The organism is Massilia sp. S19_KUP03_FR1 (assembly GCF_036688685.1).
Lineage (GTDB): Bacteria > Pseudomonadota > Gammaproteobacteria > Burkholderiales > Burkholderiaceae_D > JALYUM01.
The window spans coordinates 193,465-213,760 of sequence record NZ_JAQQPS010000005.1 but is presented as its reverse complement, the minus strand read 5'-3'; the positions used below and the strand labels follow the sequence as shown (position 1 = coordinate 213,760).

Sequence of the window (20,296 nt, the reverse complement as noted above, 5' to 3'; positions counted from 1 at the left end):
CTTGTTTTTTGGAAACTTTGATTGTCCAAAAAAAACAACGCTTTTGTTATTTATCCTCAGTAAGGAAGCATTTGTCGCGGCAAAAAACACCTATATCGACCAGACTAACGCGTCTGTCAGGAGTAGAAAGCCTGACAAGCATCAGAATACAGTCAATTCTGGCGGGGGTGCAATATTATCATTTTCTTCAAGTCGCACAGGCAACCTCACTATCAAATCTAGAAATATTTCTAAAAAAGCAATACGTTTAATTTATTGAAAATAGCGGACCCGTGCGTAGGCCACCAACCGTTTTTTCCAACCATGTTTGGTGGGAGCACCGTGATGATGATTGTCGATTTCAACGATCCGGCGCAGCCTCTGCACATCAGGTTGCAGGTTTTCGCCGGTAGATCACCAACGATTGTTCCGTGGGCGCCGTTGCGCCGGTTAGCGGTATGGTGTGCATTTTTTCGTAGTGGATACCATCATCGAGGAGCGCCTGAAAATTCTTCATGCTCGGCAGGTCAGCAAGATAGCCTGGCTGTACGACCACCAAGGCGATGTTCTGTTTATCCATTAGTGCCAGGATCGCCTCATTGTCCAAACCATTGTCGCGCACGCCTAAATTTCGCATGATGCGGATTTCGACGATCAGTTTGTCGGCGCGACGTACCCCGATATCGCGGCGGCTTCCCTGCGTACGGAGATCGAAGATGAACGTGCCATCGCGGTGCGCTGAAATCATCACGTTCGAATTGACTGGGGCAATGGCCTGGACAGCAGTGACAGCCTCTTTGAACCCATTTACGACAGGAACGGCAGGGGCAATTCCTACCTGAAATAACAACCACGCCGCCAAGACCGGCAGGATCACTCGCGCTGTCACAGCAGAAAGAGTGTAAAGGCCGTAAGCGGAAAGCAAAAACAGGAACACGATTCCGGGCAGGTTGAAGCGCGGCTCCTTGTTGGACACCACGGTGAAAAAGATCCACGCGCAGGCCCAGCATGCGCCGATGACGGTGAGTCCTGTCGTGGCACGTCCCTGAAATACGACAACGCACGTGGCCAACAATCCTGCTCCCATCAAGCATGTAACTGGCCAGCCGACTTGCTCGGGGAGTTGTTGTGCGTACCAAGTCCAGTTATCGAAAGTCCACAGCCCAGGCATGCCGGGCATTTTGGTCGCCAGTGCCTGATTGACCGAACTGAAGTATTGAACCATCAGGACGGCGGGCAACGCGACCACGCCGGCGATCGCCGTGGCGACAATCCTTTTGACAAGCGTGGGACGCTCGGGTGGACGCTGAAGGAACAGCACAAACAAGAAGACGGGCACAAGAAACACGCCCTGGACCCGCGTCAGTATCGACAAACCGAGCAAAATACCGGAAAGGAACATCCAGTTTTGGCGTCCTGTTTCAAGATAGCGAATCAGGGTCCACGCAGTGAGCAAGTACATGGCGATGGCAGGCACATCGAGCTGCACCTGGCGCGCCCAAAGCGCAATCGGCGCCAGTGCCATGATGCATAGCGCCGTCGCTAACGCGCTAATACGATCCATTACACCGCGGCAGAGGAAAAACACCAGGACGCCGCTGGCAAGCGTGTAGAGGGCGACAACCGATTGCGATACTGCATGGCTGGCGCCAAACAGCAGCAGCACCGGCACCGAACTGATGTAGAAGAATGGCGGATAAAAGCCAATATTGATGGCGGGATATTTCTCGTAGTAGGCTTTGGCAAACTCAACAGGATGGAGCCAGCCACCTTGCGACAGCATGTCGCGCAAGAACACGCCGTTCATCGCATGACGAGACGCGTCAAACCACCAAAAGTTCCCGTCTGTGGGGGCCGACATAAAATAATAAAGCGCCAGGGTGGCGACGGCGGCCAGGCACAACGATGTTGCGCCGTAACGGCGCAAGCGTGTCATCTTACCTCCGCGTGCTGCATATTCTCGCCACATGTCCGATCTACGTGAAACCGCGGCCGCTGTTTCGACGCCTCATACACCTTCGCCAGATATTCGCCGATGATGCCAAGACTGAGCAATTGCACGCCACCTAGAAAATACATCGGAATGACAACAGAGGCCCAACCCGGCAGTGCTTGTTCGGTAAAGATCCTTACAAAAAGTGCCCACGTCGCCAGCGACAGGCTACCGACGGACACAAGGGCACCGACGCCGGTGATGAGCCGCAGCGGATATGCCGTAAAAGAGGTGATGCCTTGCCAGGCAAGGCCTAACATTTTGCTGACGGGATACTTGGAATCGCCCGCGAAGCGCGACGCCCGTTCGAATTCGACGACCGCTGTCTGGTAGCCAAGCTGGAGTATCAGGCCGCGCAGAAACAAATGCGATTCCTTATATTCACGCAACGTTTCGATGGCACGTCGGCTCATCAATCGATAGTCAGCATGGTCATACACAATCTCGACACCCAGTGCCGCCAGAAGTTTGTAATAACCCTGGGCTGTAAAGCGCTTCAGAAAGGAGTCCGTGACGCGGGCGCTGCGCACGCCAAGCACAATTTCATTGCCTTCACGAAACTTCTCTACCATGCGTGGAATCGCTTCCAGATCATCCTGCAAGTCGGCGTCGAGACTGATGAGTACCTGGCCAGGCACGGTCATCAGACCGCACAGCAGCGCATTCTGGTGGCCGCGATTTCGGCTCAGCTTAACGCCGCAGACCGAGGCCGAGGTGGCGGCGTATTCGGTGATCATCCGCCACGTACGATCACGGCTGCCATCGTCGATGTAGTAGATAGCACTGCCGGGTGCAACCAAGCCGGCCGCCTGCCACTGCGCGAGCAAGGCGGTGAGTCGACTCGTCGTTTCGGGCAGCACTTCTTCTTCGTTATAGCAAGGCAACACCAAGCTAACGATGGGCGCTGCGCTCAGGTTGTTTGCTGCCTGAATGTCCAGAGTCCGCTGACTATGTAATTCCATATCAATACGCCGATGGTAGTAAGTATCTGCGCAATAACTGCATGCGCGTCTAGGGATAGCAGGATGGACAAGATCCCGTAGTTGAGCACAAGTCCACTGCCGGCGACCAGGAAGAACCGGGGCGCCGTATTTTTGTGTGACTGCGTGGAACGAAAAGTAAGCTTGACGTTCAGGAGGTAGTTAACGACGGCACTGAGGCTAAACCCCAGAGTGGATCCATAGACAAGCGACCAGCCCAACGCGTACACCGTGAATAGAATGATGGCGTAGTGAAGGCCTGTGGCAAATCCACCAACAAAGACAAAGGTCAGAAAGCTTCGCACCGAAAAATTACCGGCCTCGCGCGATGGGTCAGGCATTTGCATGGCGGTTCCAAAAACGGCGACGACGAAGTCCGTACTGTCGCAGCACAAATACTAGTATGATTGTTTGCAAGTTGCAACGATTTTTGTTGACGTGGAACTATTACTCGCGCTCGCAGCAACGCGTGTCGCTGTGCTGCACAACTGCGGCGGGCCGAAGCAGCAGCGTTGCAGCAGCACGGATTTTTCCGCAACATCAGCGGCCGTCGCACATGCTACTGATGCGAAAGCGTTGGCTGAATTTTACTTGCCAGGATGGAAATAATTCGATACGTTTGTCCATCGGTGATGGATACGTCATGTGGTGCGGCTGGCGGGGATCGAACCCACGACCCTTGGCTTCGGAGGCCAATACTCTATCCACTGAGCTACAGCCGCTGGGGGAAATCGTGAAGTGAGCCGAAGGATACAGTCTTTCTGCAATGTCGTCCATCACCACAGCGTTCATGTCGCAAATTCATACCAAAAAACAATCTTTGCGACTATAATCGCCGAAGGCGGACGTTACAAAATTGCACCTAAACGCAGATAAGAGACAGTGGTTTTTTAAAATAGTTTAAGGAAATCATGAGTGACGCACACAACGAACACGAGTCAGTCATCCGCACGCCAAAACAGTTAATCGTTGCGGTAGCTGGCTTCTTTCTGGTTATTGTTATCGGCATCATCCTGCTGGTGTCATTTGTTACCGATACCCATACTGCCGGGGCCGGAACCGATAGCCAAAGCGCCGCTGCCGTGAATGCGCGCATTGCGCCAGTCGCTGCCGAAGGATTTACCTTGCGCGACGCGAATGCGCCCAAGGTTTTGCAAACCGCTGAAGCGGTCTATACCGCCGTCTGCGCCGCCTGCCATGCAAGCGGCCTTGCCGGTGCGCCTAAGATTACCGATACCGCGGCCTGGGGTACCCGTATCCAACAGGGTTACGATACCTTGCTCAAACATGCCATCGAAGGCATCCGCGCCATGCCGCCAAAGGGCGGCAATCCCGACCTCGATGACGTAGAAGTGGCACGCGCAGTGGTGTACATGACCAACCAGAGCGGCGCCGCATTCAAGGAACCAGCACTACCAGCGGCCCCTGCAGCTGGTGCGCCTGCCATGGACGCGACACCTGTTGCTGCGGTTGCAACGCCTGCTGCCACGTCGACAACTGTGCCGACCACTGTCGCACCCGTTGCCGCGGCTGCGGCGCCAGCACTCGCGGCGGACAGCGGCAAGGTTCTGTACAACCAGGCCTGCGCCCTCTGCCACGGCGCCGGCATTGCCGGCGCCCCCAAGTTTGGCGACAAATCTGCCTGGGCGCCGCGCCTTGCGCAGGGAACCGCCGTTCTGTACCAGCACGCCATTGCTGGATTCCAGGGCAAGGCCGGCATGATGCCACCGAAGGGTGGATCGACCGCTCCTGACGCCGATGTAAAAGCTGCAGTAGACTATATGCTGAGTGCCGCAAAATAGAGTCCGTATTGGCCTGATAAAAACCGTTCCTCGTGAACGGTTTTTTTATTGAGTCGTCAACATCATTATTTAATTGAACAGAGTTTTGACCGCCACGCCTCCCGCCCTATACCTGCCTGCCTCCTGATGTTTTTATATCGCTAACTATTAACAGTTAAGCATATAAAAACGACCAATATATTATTTCAATTGAACAATATCCGTGAAGATTTAAATAACGGATATGAAATTTATACAAATTCCGTGTCGCATATCTTCCAATAACCACGTAAAGAAACTTATTTTTCTTTGAGGCATTTGTTGCCCCATCGTAAGATCTATTTACTCCACAGGCCGAAAGTAGAGAGCCTGCAGCACCACCCCATACACTCCTGAAGAGATTTTAAAATGAACTTTCCTATTAATACGATGGCCCTTCGGGTCCTTTCGACCCTTCTTTGCAGCACGTCCCTCCTCGCCTGCGGCGGCGGCGGCGGCGGGTCAACCGCCACACCTGATTCAGTCCAGGCTGGCCTGGTGGTATCGAAGGGCAGCAACACTGCAACCGGTCCTGTCACCGCATTTACTCCAGCCGTTACCCCGCCGCCAACCACCTCTGTTCCCCCGGTGACGCCAAACGGTGCGTTGACCGTCATTACGGATGTGCGTTTGCAAAACATTGGCGACGCAGCACAGACGTCTGTTCCGATCACCTTTGGCCAGGTGTTCGCTTTGGGCCACGTCAAGACCACCGACGTCCTGCTGGGACGACTGGAAGACAATACCTTGGTCACGCTGCAAATGGACGTCAAGGCAACCCATGCAGACGGCAGCGTGCGGCATGCGATTTTTTCCGCCATTATTCCAACGATCGCAGCCAATGCAACGCGGACGATGTCCTTGGCTAAAAATGCCGCTGCATCGAGTGCCGCTACAGTATTGCCAGCAGAACTACTCGCTACCGGCTTTACGGCCTCTGTTTCCGCTACTGTCAGCGGCTTGAAGTACAGCGCCTCAGCTGACCAACTGCTCAAAGCAGGGGCTAAAGCCATCTGGCTGGCCGGTCCGGTTGCCAACGAATGGCATGTGTCCGCGCCACTGACGACTGCCACCGGTGTCGCCCATCCCCATCTGGTTGCCCGCTTTGCCATTCGCTACTACAGCGCGGTGAAAAAAGCCCGCGTCGATGTCACGATTGAGAACAACTGGGCCTACGAGCCCAATCCACAAAACTTCAAGTACAACGCCGAGGTGCTCGTGGGCGGCAAGTCGGCGTATGCCAAAACCGACCTGACCCACTACTCCCATGCACGCTGGCGCAAGCTGTTCTGGTGGGGCGGCGATGCTCCGGCTGTCAATACCATGCTCGACAGCAAATACCTGATTGCCAGCCGCGCCGTACCAAATTACGACCAGAGCTTCGGCATCTCGGAGAACGTGCTGAGCGCTTACGGCACCAACACTACCATGGCGCCAGAGCCGATGACGCTCGTCTATGCATCGCCATATATGCCAACCACCGGTGCGAATGAAGGCATCGGCTTGCTGCCGGCGTGGAGCGCGGCCTACGTCCTGACCATGGACAAGCGTGCACGCGATGTCACGCTGAGCACCGGCGACCTGGCTGGTAGTTATTCCATGCACTACCGTGACAAAAAAACCGATCGTGCAGTCAGTCTCGTGAACTACCCGTATATGACCGTCGTCGGTCGTCCTACCGACACATTCAATCCGGCGACCAAGGCCTATGAATCGTTCCCGGGTTGCGGAGGCGACTGCGCCACGCCTTTCACCCATGACACGCCGCATCAACCAGGCCTCGCCTATGTGCCTTACCTGACAACAGGTGACTACTTCTATCTCGAAGAAATGCAGTTCTGGGCGATGTACAACGCATTCTCGTCGAACCCCGGCTACCGGCAGTACGGCAAGGGGCTGTTCGCATCGGATCAAGTACGCGGCCAGGCATGGGCGCTGCGGACCTTGGCCGAAGCGGCATACATCACGCCAGATGCGGACCCGCTGAAAGCCGATCTGCTGTCCAACATGGACAGCAATCTCGACTGGTATAACGAGACTTATACAAACAACACCAGCGCCAATAAATTGGGCTTGATCGTGAATGGCTATGCAATTGGGTACAACAACAACACGGGCTTGGCACCTTGGCAGGATGATTTCTTCACCTCAGCAGTGGGACACGCGTCCGAGCTGGGCTTTAAAAAAGCCGCCTCGCTGCTGGCCTGGAAAGCCAAATCAACCATCGGACGCATGACAGCGCCGGGGGTTTGCTGGATCGACGCCGTGGTCTATGCGATGAACGTGCGTGATTCGGCAAACAGCCCGATCTACGACACCTACGCACAGGCACAACTGGCCACCCGCGGCGCCGCCTACATGCAGATGCCATGTAACGGTGCTGCCATGGCAGCCTTCTACAACGCGCCAATCGGCGACATGGGCGGTATTTCCAACGGCTACATGGGCTATCCGTCCAACATGCAGCCGGCGATGGCCTACGCGGTCGACTCAGGTGCAGATTTGGGCAAAACCGCCTGGGCGCTGTTCATGAGCCGCACTGTCAAGCCTGACTACAGCAAGGGGTCGCAGTTTTCGATCGTCCCGCGTTAAACCTCGTACTGTCTAGACCAACCGGCCGCCGATGCGGCCGGTTTTTTTTGGGGGATGCAAACCGAACATTCGCGCCGGTACCAGCCCCGGCTGCGTCGAACGTGGTCAGGACGACGCATCACGCAGGCTGCACCGTGCGCTCCAGGTGCTGTTGCCAAATCCGGTTCAAGTAGCGCCGCACCGGATGCTCAAACAAATAAAACGCGCCGATTCCCGCCGCCAGTGCCAGGGCCGGAGCCGCCACGCGAGATAGTCCGTACAGGGTCATGGCCTTGTAAAACGGCTGCTGCCAGATATACAGCGAATACGAACACAGCCCGAACCAGCGCAGCAATGGCAGAGACAGCAGGCGCAGCAATGGCGCCGGTGCACTATCGAGATAGTTGACTGAGACCGCCAGCAACAGCGGGGCCAGTCCAGGCGCCGCAAGATACGGCGCTTGCGGCAAGTAGCACAGCAAGGCAGCCGCCAGAGACAGCGGCGTGATCAACCAGTGTCCATGCCGGATCAAGGTCCGGGTCGCCAGCGGCCGGCTGGCATGGATCCAGGCCGACGCCATCAACCCGAGCGCGGCACATTCGGTACGCAGGATCCACGGCGATGCGCCGGCAGGCGGCGTGCGCGCGTAGTAAGCAATCACCAGGCACATCGCAACGACGCAGGTCAGCATCAGGGCACGCAGCAGCATGCGGGTGCCGATGACTGGCAGTAACGCTGCGAGTAATCCAAGCACGAGGTAAGCGTGCTCTTCGACGTTGAGCGACCACAAATGGCCGATCGGCCAGCTGTTGGACCAGATCGATTGGTCAGCGGGGAAATAGGTGCGTAAAAAAACCAGTGTGGAAGCCATTTCGTCGAATGGCACGACATAAGGCACCGGCTGCAGCCATGCCGTGTAGCCGGCCATCACTCCCAGATACAGCCAGTATGTGGGCAAAATGCGGGTCGCGCGGCGCCAGAAAAAACGCCCGATCCCGGTCTGGCGCTGGAACAGCAAATCGCTGACCAGAAACCCAGACAGCACAAAAAACAGGACCACACCGAGGTCGCCGCCTGCGCCGACAAAAAAGTGGGAATACAGCACCAGCAAAATCGCCACGCCGCGCCAGCCGTCGAGATACGGTATCGACTTCGTAGATTGGATATCCATACTTTGCCTCCTGTCCGGAGGTACCGAACGCGTCCATCCAAATTGCAACGCCACTGCGCGCATCAACAAGTAATAAAAAATTAAATCGAAAAAACGCCCGGCATGTTAGCCGGGCGGTTCGTGTTGCAACTCACTGCCCGTTGGGGCAGCGAAAGTCTTACCAGATGATCACCCGATCGCCCGGCGCCAGATACATCTTGTCGCCCTGCTTCACGCCAAACGCCGAGTAAAACGCCGGCTGGTTCATCAAGGTGCCGTTGGCGCGGAACTGGCCCGGCGAGTGCGGGTCGGTTTTCACTTGCACAACTTGCTGCGCTTCACGCATTTTGACGCGCCAGACTTGCGCCCAGCCCATGTAGAAACGCTGGTCGCCGGTCAAACCATTGATCACGGGCGCTTTTTTGCCCTTCAGCGAGATCTTGTACGCTTTATAGGCAATCGCCAGGCCCGAGTTGTCGGCGATGTTTTCGCCCAGGGTCAGCTCGCCATTGACGTTGTAGCCAGGCAGCGGGCTGTAGCCGCTGTACTGCTTGACCAGCATCTTGGTCTTGGCCGCAAAGTTTTTGTGGTCGGAAGCGCTCCACCAGTCGCGCAGATTGCCGTCGCCGTCATATTGCGCGCCCTGGTCGTCGAAACCGTGGCTGATTTCGTGGCCGATGACCGCGCCGATGCCGCCGTAATTGGCCGCATCGTCCGCATTCGCATCAAAAAACGGCGGCTGCAGGATCGAGGCCGGGAACACGATTTCGTTCAGCTCAGGGTTGTAATACGCGTTCACGGTTTGCGGCGTCATGCCCCACTCGTCGCGGTCGATCGGTTTACCCAGCTTATTGAGTTCACGGTTCGATTCGACGATGCGCGAGCGCATCACGTTGCCAGCCAGGTCGTCACGCGCGACGGCCAGTGCCGCGTAATCTTTCCACTTGTTCGGGTAGCCAATTTTTGGGGTGAACTTGGCCAGCTTGCCCTGTGCCTCTTTCTTGGTGGCCGGGCTCATCCAGTCGAGCTTGTTGATGCTGTCTTTATACGCAGCCAGCAAGTTCGCGACCAGTGCTTCCATGCGCACCTTGCGCTCGGCCGGGAAGTTCTGTTCCACGTACAGTTTGCCGACGATTTCGCCCAGCGAACGCTCGACGGCGCCCACGCCACGCTTCCAGCGCGGTTCCATCTGCGTCACGCCCGACAGCGTCGTGCCGTAGAACGAGAAGCGCTCGTCGACGTAGGCTTTCGACAGGTACGAGGCATAACCCTCGATGAGGTGCAGGCGCAGATACGCTTTCCAGGTGTCGAGCGCGGTCTGCTCGGCCACACCGGCGAAGGCCTTCAGGTAAGTTGGCTGCGAGACGATGACATAGGTCGTTTTTGGCGCAATGCCGCTGGCGTCCAGCCAGCCTTGCCAGTTGAAACCCGGGGCGGTCTTGGCCATGTCGGCCAGCATCACCTTGTTGTAGGTCTTGATCGGGTCGCGGTTTTCGACGTTGGTCCACTGCACCTTGGCGAGGGCGGTCTCGAAATCGACGATGGCCTGCGCTTCGGCGGCGGCGTTTTTCGAGCCGGCCAGCGCCAGCATTTTTTCGGCGTGGACTTGGTACTTGGCGCGCGCATCGGCAAGTTTCTTGTCGTCCGCTTTCAGATAGTAATCGCGGTCGGGCATGCCCAGGCCACCCTGGCCGATATCGGCCACATATTTGGTCGAATCCTTGGCGTCCTGGTGGATGCCAAAGTCGAACGGCACCGACACGCCCAGCTGGCCCAGGTGCGCCAGCATGGCCGGCAATTCAGACTTGTCCTTGATCGAGGCAATCTTGGCCAGCTCGGCATTCAGCGGCGACAGGCCCAGTTGTTCCAGCTTCGGCTCATCCATGAAGCTGGCGTAGAAATCGCCGACGCGCTGGGCATCGGTGCCGGGCGCGGCCTTGTTGGCGGCGGAGGTTTCGATGATGGTGCGCAGGATCGGCAGTGTGTCGTCGCGCAGCTTGGCGAACGAACCCCAGCTCGATTTGTCGGCTGGAATTTCGGTGCTCTTGATCCACTTGCCGTTCAGGTAAGTGAAGAAATCGTCCTGGGCGCGCACGCTCGGGTCGATGTATTCGGTGGCAATGCCGGCGCTCAGCGTCGAGGCCGCTTTTGGATGCTTGGTGGTGTCGGCGCTGTGCGCGACGCTGGCCAGCAGACTCAGAGTCAATGCGCTCAGTAAATAACGATTCATGTAATGCTCTCCCGTGGATGGTGGAATGTGCGGCCGGCGCTCGTGGCGCCGGCCATGTTGTTATTGCCTTGCTGTTACCAGATGATGACGCGGTCTTGCGGCGCCACGTACATCTTGTCGCCTGCTTTCACACCAAACGCTTCATAAAACGCCGGCTGATTGGTAACTGTACCATTGGTGCGGAACTGGCCGGGCGAATGCGGGTCGGTTTTCACTTGCACGATCTGCTGGGCTTCGCGCATTTTGGAACGCCATACCTGGCCCCAGCCCATGAAGAAGCGCTGGTCGCCGGTCAAGCCGTCGATTACCGGCGCCGCTTTGCCTTGCAGGGAAATTTTGTAGGCTTTGTAGGCAATCGCCAGGCCCGAGTTGTCGCCGATGTTTTCGCCCAGCGTCAATTCGCCGTTGACCGGATAACCAGGCAAGGGGCTGAAGTTGCCGTACTGTTTCACCAGCGCGTCGGTCTTGGCCTTGAACTTGGCCTTGTCTTCGGCCGTCCACCAGTCGCGCAGGTTGCCGTCGCCATCGGACTGGCTACCCTTGTCGTCGAAACCGTGGCTGATTTCGTGGCCGATCACAGCGCCGATCGCACCATAGTTGACAGCGTCGTCGGCATTCGCGTCAAAAAACGGCTTTTGCAGGATCGATGCCGGGAACACGATTTCATTCATCGTGCTGCTGTAGTAGGCGTTGACGGTTTGCGGCGTCATGCCCCACTCGCTGCGGTCGATCGGCTGGCCCAGCTTGTTCTTGTTGCGGTTGTAGGCGAAGGTGCGGGCGCGCATGACGTTGCCCACCAGGTCATTCGGCTTGACGGTCAGCGAGGTGTAATCGCGCCATTTGTCCGGATAACCGATTTTTGGCGTGAACTTGGCCAGTTTCGCCTGCGCTTCCTTCTTCGTTTCCGGGCTCATCCAGTCGAGCGTATCGATGCTTTCCTTGTAGGCGGCCAGGATGTTTTTCACCAGCTCCTGCATGCGCGCTTTTTTATCGGCCTGGAAGTAGGCCTGCACGTACTGGCGGCCTACCGCTTCGCCGATCGAGCCTTCGACGGTCGAGACCGCAATTTTCCAGCGTGGACGGTTTTCGGTCACGCCGGTCAGGACGGTGCCGTAGAACGCGAAGTCGGCGTCGACGAAATCCTTCGACAGGTAGTCGGAGTACGCGCGCAGCGTCTGCCATTCAAGGTAGGCCTTGATGGTGGCGAGATCGGTTTTCGCCAGGATCTCGCTCATCCCTTTCAGGTAGCTTGGCTGAGCGACGATGACATAATCGGTCTTGCCGGCGATGCCGGCTGCGGCCAGCGCGGCGGCCCAGTCGTAGCCCGGGGTCAGCTCGCCCAGCTTGTTGACCTCGACCTTATTGTAGCGTTTCACCGGATCGCGGTTTTCCACCTTGGTCCACTGCACTTCGGCCAGCGCGGTTTCAAAGGCGAGGATGTCTTTCGCCTTGGCATCGGCATTTTTCTCGCCGGCCAGTGCCAGGATTTTTGCCACGTGCGCCTGGTACTTGGTGCGCGTGTCGACCATGCGCTTGTCGTCAAGCTTGAGGTAGTAGTCGCGGTCCGGCATGCCCAGGCCGCTCTGGCCGATATAGGCGGCGTATTTGGTAGAAGCGCGCTGGTCCTGGCCGATATAGATGCCGTACGGGGTGGCGACGCCGATTTGCGCCAGGTGCGCGCTCAGGGCAGGAATGCCTTTTTTGTCTTTCAGCGCGCGGATTTTATTCAGTTCACCGGTCAGCGGCTTGTAGCCCAGCTTTTCCAGCGTCTTTTCGTCCATGAAGCTGGTGTACAGGTCGCCAATTTTCTGCTCGTCGGTGCCGGCTTTCTTTTTCTTGTCGGCAGCGTCTTTTTCGATCAGCGCACGCAATTGCGGCTCGGTGTCGCCGCGCAGTTGCATGAAGGTGCCCCAGCTGGCTTTGTCCGATGGTATTTCCGTCGTTTTGAGCCACTTGCCGTTCAGGTAAGTAAAAAAGTCGTCCTGCGCGCGCACGCCCGGCTCGATGAACTGGGTATCGATACCGGATGCGGTGCCTTGCTGGGCGAGCGCGCCCGTGCTGGCAAACGCTGCCATGATGGACAGGGCAAGGGTGCTCAAAAGATGTCGTTTCACAGGTAATCCTCAGGTGCATTGCTGATAAAAGTCCGGCTTTGTAGCCGGTCGGCAAAATGTAACATATGTCTGCAGGGGTCGGCAGACAGCGCTACACGATGTGCGCGCGAACGCCACCGCCGACGGCTGGCGTCGGCGGTGAATCATTCTAGCGTTAGCGGCAGAGCGAACTACGCCTGAGAAAGGATTTTTACTTTTTGATACACAGAGCCGTTACTGGCCCATGCCGGTGCCGATATTGATGCCACCGTTGCCCATGCCGCCCGCGCCACCTTTGGCGCCGCCGCGCGGCCGCTTTTCTCCACTGTCGCGCTCTTTCGGTTCACCGTTGCGCATCGGGCCGCCTTCGACGCGCTCCAGCTGCTCACCGATGAATTGTGCCACCAGCAGGCGCTGCTTTTCATCGAGGGCGTCGTTCACCGTCAGCCACAGCTCACGCAACTGCTTGTCCTCAAGCGCAATTGCGGCGTCTTCCGCATCCATGGCGGCGCCCAGCGTGCGCAGTTCGGGCGCTGGCGTCGTCACGACGGTTTTGGCCTGGCGCTGCAAGCGTTCGCGGCGCGAGGCGCGCTCGCGCAGGATGGCGTGGCTGCGGCCGTCGACCTGGACCCACAGGATTTTCTGGTTGGCGTTCAGCGCCAGCGCGGTGCGCAGGTCCGGCGCCATGGCGATGAGTTCTTCGGCGTGGATGCTCGTCACCGGCACGGCGAACGATGGCGCGGCGGCGCTTAGCACCAGCAGCACGGACAGCGCCAGTTTGAAGGGGATACGGGTCATAGCGACTTTCAACAAAAAAAAGCCCACGGCCGGAACCATGGGCAAAAGACCACTTCACGAGAAGTAAAGCGAGAAACCGAGGTCAAGAATAGGGCAAATTCGCCGGCGTCAGCAGAAGCTTACAAATCTTTACGGGGCGCTTTCAAATCCCGACACGGATTTACATTCGTCCCGACGCAAGGATCGGAAGGCGGTTTATACTGGCGCGACCATGGCCTTCAAACTACACAATGCCGGCCTGATCGCGCTCGGCGCCATCTTCGGCGTGGCAATCACGATGCAGTTTTCCGCGCTCGCGCAAAAACCGCTGGAGCCAGCATTGCCACTCGAGGCGCTGCGCCAGCTGGCCGATGTCTACGCGGTCATCAAGACCGATTACGTCGATCCCGTCACCGACGACAAGGCCCTGCTGCAGGAAGCGACCAGCGGCATGGTCGCCAGCCTCGACCCGCATTCCGCATTCCTCGACCGCCGCTCCTACCGCGCCCTGCGCGAGGGGACCGCAGGCAAGTTCGTCGGCCTGGGCATCGAAATTTCCAGCAGCGATGATGGGTATGTGCGCATCGTCGAACCGATCGAAGGCGCGCCAGCGGCGCTGGCCGGCATCCAGGCGGGCGACCTGGTGACCAACGTCGACGGCGTTGCCGTGCGCGGCGCGCCGGTCGACGACGCGGTGCGCCGCATGCGCGGCGAACCGGGCACGCAAGTGACCCTGACGGTCCTGCGCAGCGGCCACATCGCGCCTTTGAAATTCACCATCACCCGTTCGCAAATCGTCCAGAAAAGCGTCAAGGGCGCGCTGGTCGAACCGGGCTACGCCTGGCTGCGCATCGCCCAGTTTCAGGAACCGACACTCGACGATCTTGCCGCCAAGCTGGCCGCCCTGTACCGCCAGGACCCCGACCTCAAGGGCCTGGTGCTCGATCTGCGCAACGATCCGGGCGGCCTGCTGCAAGGCGCGGTGGGAGCGGCGGCGGCGTTTTTGCCGAAAGGCGCCGAGATCGTCTCGACGCATGGCCAGCGCGCCGACTCGCGCCAGCATTTCTATGGCACGGCGCAGGATTACATGCTCAAAAATGGCGACGCGCTGGCCGGTTTGCCGGCGGGCCTGAAAACCGTGCCGATGGTCGTGCTGGTCAATACCGGTTCGGCATCGGCGTCGGAAATCGTCGCCGGCGCCCTGCAGGACTACAAGCGCGCCACCGTGATCGGCAGCCGCACCTTCGGCAAGGGTTCGGTGCAGACCATCAGCCCGGTCGGTCTCGATGCGGCCATCAAGCTAACCACGGCGCGCTACTACACGCCGTCCGGGCGCTCGATCCAGGCGCACGGCATCGTGCCCGACCTGCGCGTGGACGAATACGTCGACAGCGACGGCATGAATTCGCTGCGCATGCGCGAGGCCGACCTGGAGCACCATCTGGCGAACGACCGCAGCAAGGAGGCGAGCATGCGCGCCGACGACCTCGAAGCACAGACCCGCCTGTATCTGCGCGAACTGGCGCGCAAACCCCTGCAGTTCGGCAGCGCCGACGACTTCCAGCTGGCGCAGGCGCTGCGCTACCTGAAGGGACAGAAGGTGCTGCTGTCGGCCGCGCAGGCCACGCCGCCCTGATGAAACGCTTGCTTGGTCGGTCCGACAATTCCCCCCTGCCTTGCGATTGTGTAGAATCGGCGCCAACCGCCGGCTGGACCGGCCAAATCGAATCGAAAGACTTACCATGAAATCTGTCGTCATCAGCGGTACCGGCCTGTTTACGCCACCGCATTCGATCTCCAACGAAGAGCTGGTCGAGGCCTTCAACGCGCACGCTGACGCTTTCAATACAGAACACGCGGACGCGATCGCCACCGGCACCGTGACGGCGGTCGAGCGGTCCAGCCCGGGCTTTATCGAAAAAGCCTCCGGCATCAAGTCGCGCTACGTGATGGAGAAGGCGGGCGTGATCGATCCAGCGCGCATGACGCCGCGCATCGCCGACCGTCCGGACGAGCAGATCTCCCTGCAAGCGGAGATGTGCGTGGCCGCCGCGCGCGACGCGCTCGCGCGCGCGGGCCGCACTGCCGCCGACATCGACATGGTGCTGGTGGCCTGCTCGAACATGCAGCGCGCCTACCCGGCCATGGCTGTCGAAGTGCAGGACGCACTCGGCATCGAGGGCTACGGTTTCGACATGAACGTGGCCTGCTCGTCGGCCACGTTCGGCATCCAGACCGCGATGGCAGCCGTGCAAACCGGCCAGGCCCGCGCGGTACTGGTGCTGAACCCGGAAATCACCAGCGGCCATTTGAACTTCCGCGACCGCGACAGCCACTTCATTTTTGGCGACGCGTGCACGGCGATCGTCATCGAAGCGAAAGACGCCGCTGTCGGCAAACACTGCTTCGAGATCCTCGAATCGAAACTGAAGACGAGTTTTTCGAACAATATCCGCAACAACTTCGGCTTCATGAACCGATTCGACGAAGACAAAGCGGGCGACGCCGACAAACTGTTTCGCCAGCAGGGCCGCAAGGTGTTCAAGGAAGTGTGCCCGATGGCGGCCGAGATGATTCGCGCCACCGTCGAAGCTGCAGGTCTGGACGTGGCGGACGTGGCGCGCTACTGGCTGCACCAGGCCAACCTGAACATGAACCTGCTGATCATCCGCCTGCTGCTGGGGCGCGATGCGCTGCCTGGCGAGGCGCCGGTGATTCTCGACACCTACGCGAACACCTCGTCGGCCGGGTCGATCATTGCGTTCCACAAGTACCAGGACGATTTGCCGGTCGGCGCGCTGGGCGTGATTTGTTCGTTCGGCGCCGGGTATTCGATTGGCTGCGTGGTGGTGCGCAAGCTGTAAGCCGTAAACTATTTAGCAAGTTTCACTACGAGTCGTCATCCCGGCGCAGGCCGGGACCCATAACCCGCACGTGTTCATGGTGAAGGTGAACCGCCGCGGAACACGACGCTCAGCATGGATCCCGGCTTTCGCCATGAGTCAGGTTCGCCAATGGCGAGCATGACGGTGGTGTCGATGTGAGGTAGCGACTAATCTACAAACTCGCCCCCAGCACCGCCCCCTCCCGAATCGCCCGCTTCGCATCCAGCTCCGCCGCCAGCGCCGCCCCGCCGATCTTGTGAAACACCGGCCCGCCCTGCGTCCCCGCGTCCGGCATCAACTCGTCCAGGCTATCCTGCCCCGCACAGATAACGACGTTGTCCACCTCCAGCAAGCGCGCCACGCCTCCCACGGTAATGTGCAGCCCGGCGTCATCGATGCGCTCATAGGTGACGCCCGCCAGCATGGTCACGCCGTGGCGCAACAAGGTCGCGCGGTGCACCCAGCCTGACGTTTTACCCAGGCCCGCGCCAGGTTTGCTGGTCTTCCGCTGCAGCAGGAACAGCTCGCGCACCGGAACCACCGGCGTTGGCGCCATCAAGCCGCCCGCCGCGCGCACCTGCAAATCGACGCCCCACTCTGCCGCCCATGCCGCCACCGGTACCGGCAAGGGGTGCGCCGCGTCGTGCAGCAAAAACTCGCCCATGTCGAAGCCGATACCGCCCGCGCCGACAATCGCCACGCGCTTGCCCACCGGCGCCTTGTCACGCAGGACGTCGAGGTAGGACAGCACCTTCGGATGGTCGATGCCGGCGATGCGCGGCATGCGCACTGCAATGCCGGTGGCCACGATCACGTGGTCGTAGCCACCGGCGCGCAGCTGCTCGCGCGTGACGCGCGTGTTCAGGCGCACGCTCACGCCGGTGGTTTCCAGCTTGCGCCTGAAATAACGGATGGTCTCGGCGAATTCCTCCTTGCCCGGAATCTGCATGGCGATGCGGAACTGCCCGCCCAGGTCCGCGCCCGATTCGAACAAGGTGACGTCGTGGCCGCATTCGGCCGCCACGGTCGCCGCCGACAGGCCAGCCGGTCCCGCGCCCACCACCGCCACCTTGCGCCTCACCGCTGCCACCTTGTAGTTCAACTCGGTCTCGTGGCAGGCGCGCGGGTTGACCAGACAGGTGGCGCGCTGGTTGGCGAAGGTGTGGTCCAGGCAGGCCTGGTTGCAGCCGATGCACGTGTTGATTTCGTCTGCGCGTCCCGCCGCCGCCTTGGCGACAAAGGCCGCATCGGCCAGGAACGGGCGCGCCATCGAGACCAGGTCGGCGTCGCCGCGTGCCAGGATATCGTCGGCCTCGCGCGGCATGTTGATGCGGTTCGACGCCACCACGGGGATGGTGACGGCCGCACGCAGCTTGCCGGCGATGCTGGCAAAGGCACCGCGCGGCACCGAGGTGACGATGGTCGGCACGCGCGCTTCATGCCAGCCGTAGCCGGTATTCAGAATCGTCACGCCGGCCGCCGCCAGGGCCTGCGCCACCAGCACCACCTCGTCCCAGGTATTGCCGCCCTCGACCAGGTCGAGCACCGAGTGGCGGTACATGATGATGAAGTCGCGTCCCACTGCCGCCCGGATGCGGCGCACGATGTCGACCGGCAGACGCATGCGATTCTCGATGGGGCCGCCCCAGTTATCGGTGCGGCGGTTGGTGCGCGCGCACAGGAACTGGTTGAGCAAATAGCCTTCGCTGCCCATCACTTCGATGCCGTCGTAGCCAGCCCGGCGCGCCAGCTTCGCGCAGCGGATGTAGGCCCTGATGGTCGACTCGATGCCGGCGGCGCTCAAGGCGCGCGGCTTGAACGGAGAAATGGGCGACTTTGCGCTGGACGCTGACACCACCAGCGGCTGGTAGCCATATCTCCCGGCGTGCAGGATCTGCAGCAGGATCTTGCCGCCTTCTTCGTGCACAGCCCGGGTGACGCGGCGGTGATTGAGTACATCGCCGGCGAAGTTCAGCGTGCCGCCAAAGGGCAGCAGCCAGCCCTGGCGATTCGGCGAAATGCCGCCGGTGACGATCAGCCCGACACCGCCTCTCGCGCGCTCTCGATAGAACGCGGCCAGCTTGCCGTAGTTGTAAAACCTGTCTTCCAGGCCGGTGTGCATCGAACCCATGATGACGCGGTTGCGCAGCGTGGTAAAACCCAGGTCAAGCGGGGCGAGCAAGTGAGGGAACTGGGACATGGTCAGCCAATCGATAGGGAATCGTGACATTACAGCGTGTGGCTGGAGGCGTGTCACTAATCGCAGTTCGCGCCGTTCGGCTAAATAAATTTTTTCAACACTTTGTCATATTAATAAAGTAATTAGTAGTCATAATCATGCCTGCCTTTCTTCCACCAATGACCAGGTTCTCCATGACGCGCACTACCCAGAAACGCCTCCACTTTTCTTTTTTTGCGGTCCTCTTGTTGTCCGCGCCCCTTGCGCGGGCGGACAACGCTTGCCGCTTCATCGAGCAAGCCAGTCTCGACATCTCCCATGCTGCCGGATCGGCCGCCCCGACGGTCGACGGTGAAATCAATGGCAGGCCTGTACGAATGCTGCTCGACACGGGATCCGACGCCACGCTCGTGCTGCGTGCCGAAGCCGACAACCAGGGCCTGAATCCGGAGCGAACCAGCCGGCAAGTACAGGGCGTGGGCGGCAGGACGTCGCTGTTCCTGGTCAAGGTGAAAGATTTCGCGATCGGTGGCGCGCATGCGAAAAACATGCGCTTCCCGGTGGTCGACTCGCTGGAGAATTCTGGTATGGCCGGCATTGTCGGCGACGACTTTCTGCTGCAATACGACCTGGAACTCGATTTCTCCGACAAACGCATCAAACTCTTTCGCGCCGATCATTGCCAGGACAAGGCGCTGGCCTACTGGGACAAGGATGCGTCGAGCGTGCCGATGAAATTTTCCCGCGGCTCGACCAAGCCGCTGGTCCAGGTGCACGTCAATGGCGTGGCGCTGTGGGCGCTGATCGATAGCGGTTCGGACAGCACCGTCATCGATCTGGACGTCGCCCGCAAACTGGGCTTTTCGACCGAAGCGCCTGGCGTGGTCGCCGACGGCACGGCACGCGGCATCGGCAGCGAGACCAGAACCGTCTGGCACCAGACGTTCGACAGCTTTGCGATTGGCGACGAAGTGATCCAGCATCCGCGCATCGGCGTCATGGACAGCCCGGCGGACTACATCGGCCGCAAGGAGCACCAGGTCATCCTGGGTCGCGACTTTTTACAATCGCATCACGTCTTGCTGTCACAAAGCCAGATGCTGTTTTATTTCTCGTACCTGGGCGGACCGGTGTTCCCGAAAAGCCCGGTCGACGGCGCAAGGCTTTAAGACGAATAACTGTCGGGCGCGCGCAGTTCGGCATACTGCTCCAGGCTGCCGATGCGCACCGTGACGGGATTCAGGGTCGCTTGCGGCGACAGCGAGCGCCAGGCAAATTGCCACTCCTGCTCATGCGCTTCGGCGCTGGTTTTGGTGAACGCCGCGCCCAGCGCGGCGCGCACGCCATATTCGACGGCGCCGTCGATGCCGGCCCAGTTCGGCAAGGTGCGCTGCACCGCTTTGTGCAGGCGCTCGCCGAATTCTTCCGTGTTGTGGATGACGAGGCAGGCATCGGCATCGAACACCTCGAACAAATCCTTGTCCCACGCTTGCGAGAGCGAAAACGTCAGGCAGCGGTTGGCCGGAATCAGGCGCAGCTGGCCGCTGGCCAAGGCCTGCTCGAGGTCGGCGCGGCGGCCATAGCGATACAGGGTCGGAGGACGTTGGTAGTCATGCATATGCAGCTCGATTCGATAAAG

14 protein-coding genes and 1 tRNA gene are annotated in these 20,296 nt (G+C 59.5%); 5 read left to right on the top strand and 10 right to left on the bottom strand.

Going from position 1 to position 20,296, the window contains the following annotated elements:
* Nucleotides 1–367: 367 nt before the first annotated feature.
* The 4 genes from V6M87_RS07530 to V6M87_RS07515 all read right to left on the bottom strand — a co-directional run bounded on the left by V6M87_RS07530 (nucleotide 368) and on the right by V6M87_RS07515 (nucleotide 3,674).
* Entirely contained in the window at nucleotides 368–1,915 is a 1,548-nt protein-coding gene (locus V6M87_RS07530) for an ArnT family glycosyltransferase (protein ID WP_332875980.1), read from the bottom strand.
* Nucleotides 1,912–2,934 (bottom strand): glycosyltransferase family 2 protein, encoded by a 1,023-nt coding sequence (locus V6M87_RS07525; RefSeq protein ID WP_332875979.1) that lies wholly within the window; start codon nucleotides 2,932–2,934, stop codon nucleotides 1,912–1,914. Before V6M87_RS07525 ends, V6M87_RS07530 begins: the two co-directional genes overlap by 4 nt.
* The gene (locus V6M87_RS07520; RefSeq protein ID WP_332875978.1) at nucleotides 2,883–3,299 is read right to left on the bottom strand and encodes a GtrA family protein; all 417 of its coding nucleotides are present in this window, start codon (nucleotides 3,297–3,299) and stop codon (nucleotides 2,883–2,885) included. Before V6M87_RS07520 ends, V6M87_RS07525 begins: the two co-directional genes overlap by 52 nt.
* Nucleotides 3,300–3,598: 299 nt before the next feature.
* A tRNA-Arg gene (locus V6M87_RS07515) sits at nucleotides 3,599–3,674 on the bottom strand.
* Between the two features lie 189 nt (nucleotides 3,675–3,863).
* On the opposite strand from V6M87_RS07515, the gene V6M87_RS07510 reads away from it, so the two are divergent.
* Complete coding sequence (locus V6M87_RS07510) at nucleotides 3,864–4,754, top strand: c-type cytochrome (protein WP_332875977.1); 891 nt, start codon at nucleotides 3,864–3,866, stop codon at nucleotides 4,752–4,754.
* A 387-nt stretch (nucleotides 4,755–5,141) separates the two neighbouring features.
* Nucleotides 5,142–7,364 carry a hypothetical protein gene (locus V6M87_RS07505; protein WP_332875976.1) on the top strand — a complete coding sequence of 741 codons (2,223 nt, stop codon included), beginning with the start codon at nucleotides 5,142–5,144 and terminating at the stop codon, nucleotides 7,362–7,364.
* 118 nt (nucleotides 7,365–7,482) lie between these two features.
* On the opposite strand, the gene V6M87_RS07500 is transcribed toward V6M87_RS07505, so the two are convergent.
* From V6M87_RS07500 to V6M87_RS07485, 4 genes are all read right to left on the bottom strand, one after another.
* Entirely contained in the window at nucleotides 7,483–8,514 is a 1,032-nt protein-coding gene (locus tag V6M87_RS07500; RefSeq protein ID WP_332875975.1) for an acyltransferase family protein, read from the bottom strand.
* Between the two features lie 157 nt (nucleotides 8,515–8,671).
* Nucleotides 8,672–10,723 carry a M13 family metallopeptidase gene (locus V6M87_RS07495; protein WP_332875974.1) on the bottom strand — a complete coding sequence of 684 codons (2,052 nt, stop codon included), beginning with the start codon at nucleotides 10,721–10,723 and terminating at the stop codon, nucleotides 8,672–8,674.
* A 74-nt stretch (nucleotides 10,724–10,797) separates the two neighbouring features.
* Nucleotides 10,798–12,798 (bottom strand): M13 family metallopeptidase, encoded by a 2,001-nt coding sequence (locus tag V6M87_RS07490; RefSeq protein ID WP_332876072.1) that lies wholly within the window; start codon nucleotides 12,796–12,798, stop codon nucleotides 10,798–10,800.
* 252 nt (nucleotides 12,799–13,050) lie between these two features.
* On the bottom strand, nucleotides 13,051–13,614 hold the full coding sequence (locus V6M87_RS07485; RefSeq protein WP_332875973.1) for a hypothetical protein: 564 nt from the start codon (nucleotides 13,612–13,614) through the stop codon (nucleotides 13,051–13,053).
* A gap of 211 nt (nucleotides 13,615–13,825) precedes the next feature.
* Between V6M87_RS07485 and V6M87_RS07480 the strand changes: the two genes are divergently transcribed.
* On the top strand, nucleotides 13,826–15,229 hold the full coding sequence (locus V6M87_RS07480; protein ID WP_332875972.1) for a S41 family peptidase: 1,404 nt from the start codon (nucleotides 13,826–13,828) through the stop codon (nucleotides 15,227–15,229).
* Nucleotides 15,230–15,335: 106 nt separating this feature from the next.
* Complete coding sequence (locus V6M87_RS07475; protein WP_332875971.1) at nucleotides 15,336–16,457, top strand: beta-ketoacyl-ACP synthase III; 1,122 nt, start codon at nucleotides 15,336–15,338, stop codon at nucleotides 16,455–16,457.
* A 193-nt stretch (nucleotides 16,458–16,650) separates the two neighbouring features.
* Here V6M87_RS07475 and V6M87_RS07470 read toward each other — a convergent pair whose 3' ends face one another.
* On the bottom strand, nucleotides 16,651–18,678 hold the full coding sequence (locus V6M87_RS07470; protein WP_332875970.1) for an NADPH-dependent 2,4-dienoyl-CoA reductase: 2,028 nt from the start codon (nucleotides 18,676–18,678) through the stop codon (nucleotides 16,651–16,653).
* A gap of 227 nt (nucleotides 18,679–18,905) precedes the next feature.
* Here V6M87_RS07470 and V6M87_RS07465 point away from each other — a divergent pair, with 227 nt between their 5' ends.
* Nucleotides 18,906–19,826: an aspartyl protease family protein gene (locus tag V6M87_RS07465; protein WP_332875969.1), complete on the top strand. Its 921-nt coding sequence runs from the start codon at nucleotides 18,906–18,908 to the stop codon at nucleotides 19,824–19,826.
* Here V6M87_RS07465 and V6M87_RS07460 read toward each other — a convergent pair.
* The gene (locus tag V6M87_RS07460) at nucleotides 19,823–20,275 is read right to left on the bottom strand and encodes a hypothetical protein (protein ID WP_332875968.1); all 453 of its coding nucleotides are present in this window, start codon (nucleotides 20,273–20,275) and stop codon (nucleotides 19,823–19,825) included. The genes V6M87_RS07465 and V6M87_RS07460 overlap by 4 nt on opposite strands.
* Nucleotides 20,276–20,296 lie beyond the last annotated feature (21 nt).

Bases quoted from the DNA above. Each gene is read 5' to 3' on its own strand.
- V6M87_RS07530 (WP_332875980.1), bottom strand. From the start codon at position 1,915: ATGACACGCTTGCGCCGTTACGGCGCAACATCGTTGTGCCTGGCCGCC.
- V6M87_RS07510 (WP_332875977.1), top strand. From the start codon at position 3,864: ATGAGTGACGCACACAACGAACACGAGTCAGTCATCCGCACGCCAAAA.
- V6M87_RS07520 (WP_332875978.1), bottom strand. From the start codon at position 3,299: ATGCAAATGCCTGACCCATCGCGCGAGGCCGGTAATTTTTCGGTGCGA.
- V6M87_RS07480 (WP_332875972.1), top strand. From the start codon at position 13,826: ATGGCCTTCAAACTACACAATGCCGGCCTGATCGCGCTCGGCGCCATC.
- V6M87_RS07485 (WP_332875973.1), bottom strand. From the start codon at position 13,614: ATGACCCGTATCCCCTTCAAACTGGCGCTGTCCGTGCTGCTGGTGCTA.
- V6M87_RS07470 (WP_332875970.1), bottom strand. From the start codon at position 18,678: ATGTCCCAGTTCCCTCACTTGCTCGCCCCGCTTGACCTGGGTTTTACC.
- V6M87_RS07495 (WP_332875974.1), bottom strand. From the start codon at position 10,723: ATGAATCGTTATTTACTGAGCGCATTGACTCTGAGTCTGCTGGCCAGC.
- V6M87_RS07475 (WP_332875971.1), top strand. From the start codon at position 15,336: ATGAAATCTGTCGTCATCAGCGGTACCGGCCTGTTTACGCCACCGCAT.
- V6M87_RS07460 (WP_332875968.1), bottom strand. From the start codon at position 20,275: ATGCATGACTACCAACGTCCTCCGACCCTGTATCGCTATGGCCGCCGC.
- V6M87_RS07505 (WP_332875976.1), top strand. From the start codon at position 5,142: ATGAACTTTCCTATTAATACGATGGCCCTTCGGGTCCTTTCGACCCTT.
- V6M87_RS07500 (WP_332875975.1), bottom strand. From the start codon at position 8,514: ATGGATATCCAATCTACGAAGTCGATACCGTATCTCGACGGCTGGCGC.
- V6M87_RS07490 (WP_332876072.1), bottom strand. From the start codon at position 12,798: ATGGCAGCGTTTGCCAGCACGGGCGCGCTCGCCCAGCAAGGCACCGCA.
- V6M87_RS07525 (WP_332875979.1), bottom strand. From the start codon at position 2,934: ATGGAATTACATAGTCAGCGGACTCTGGACATTCAGGCAGCAAACAAC.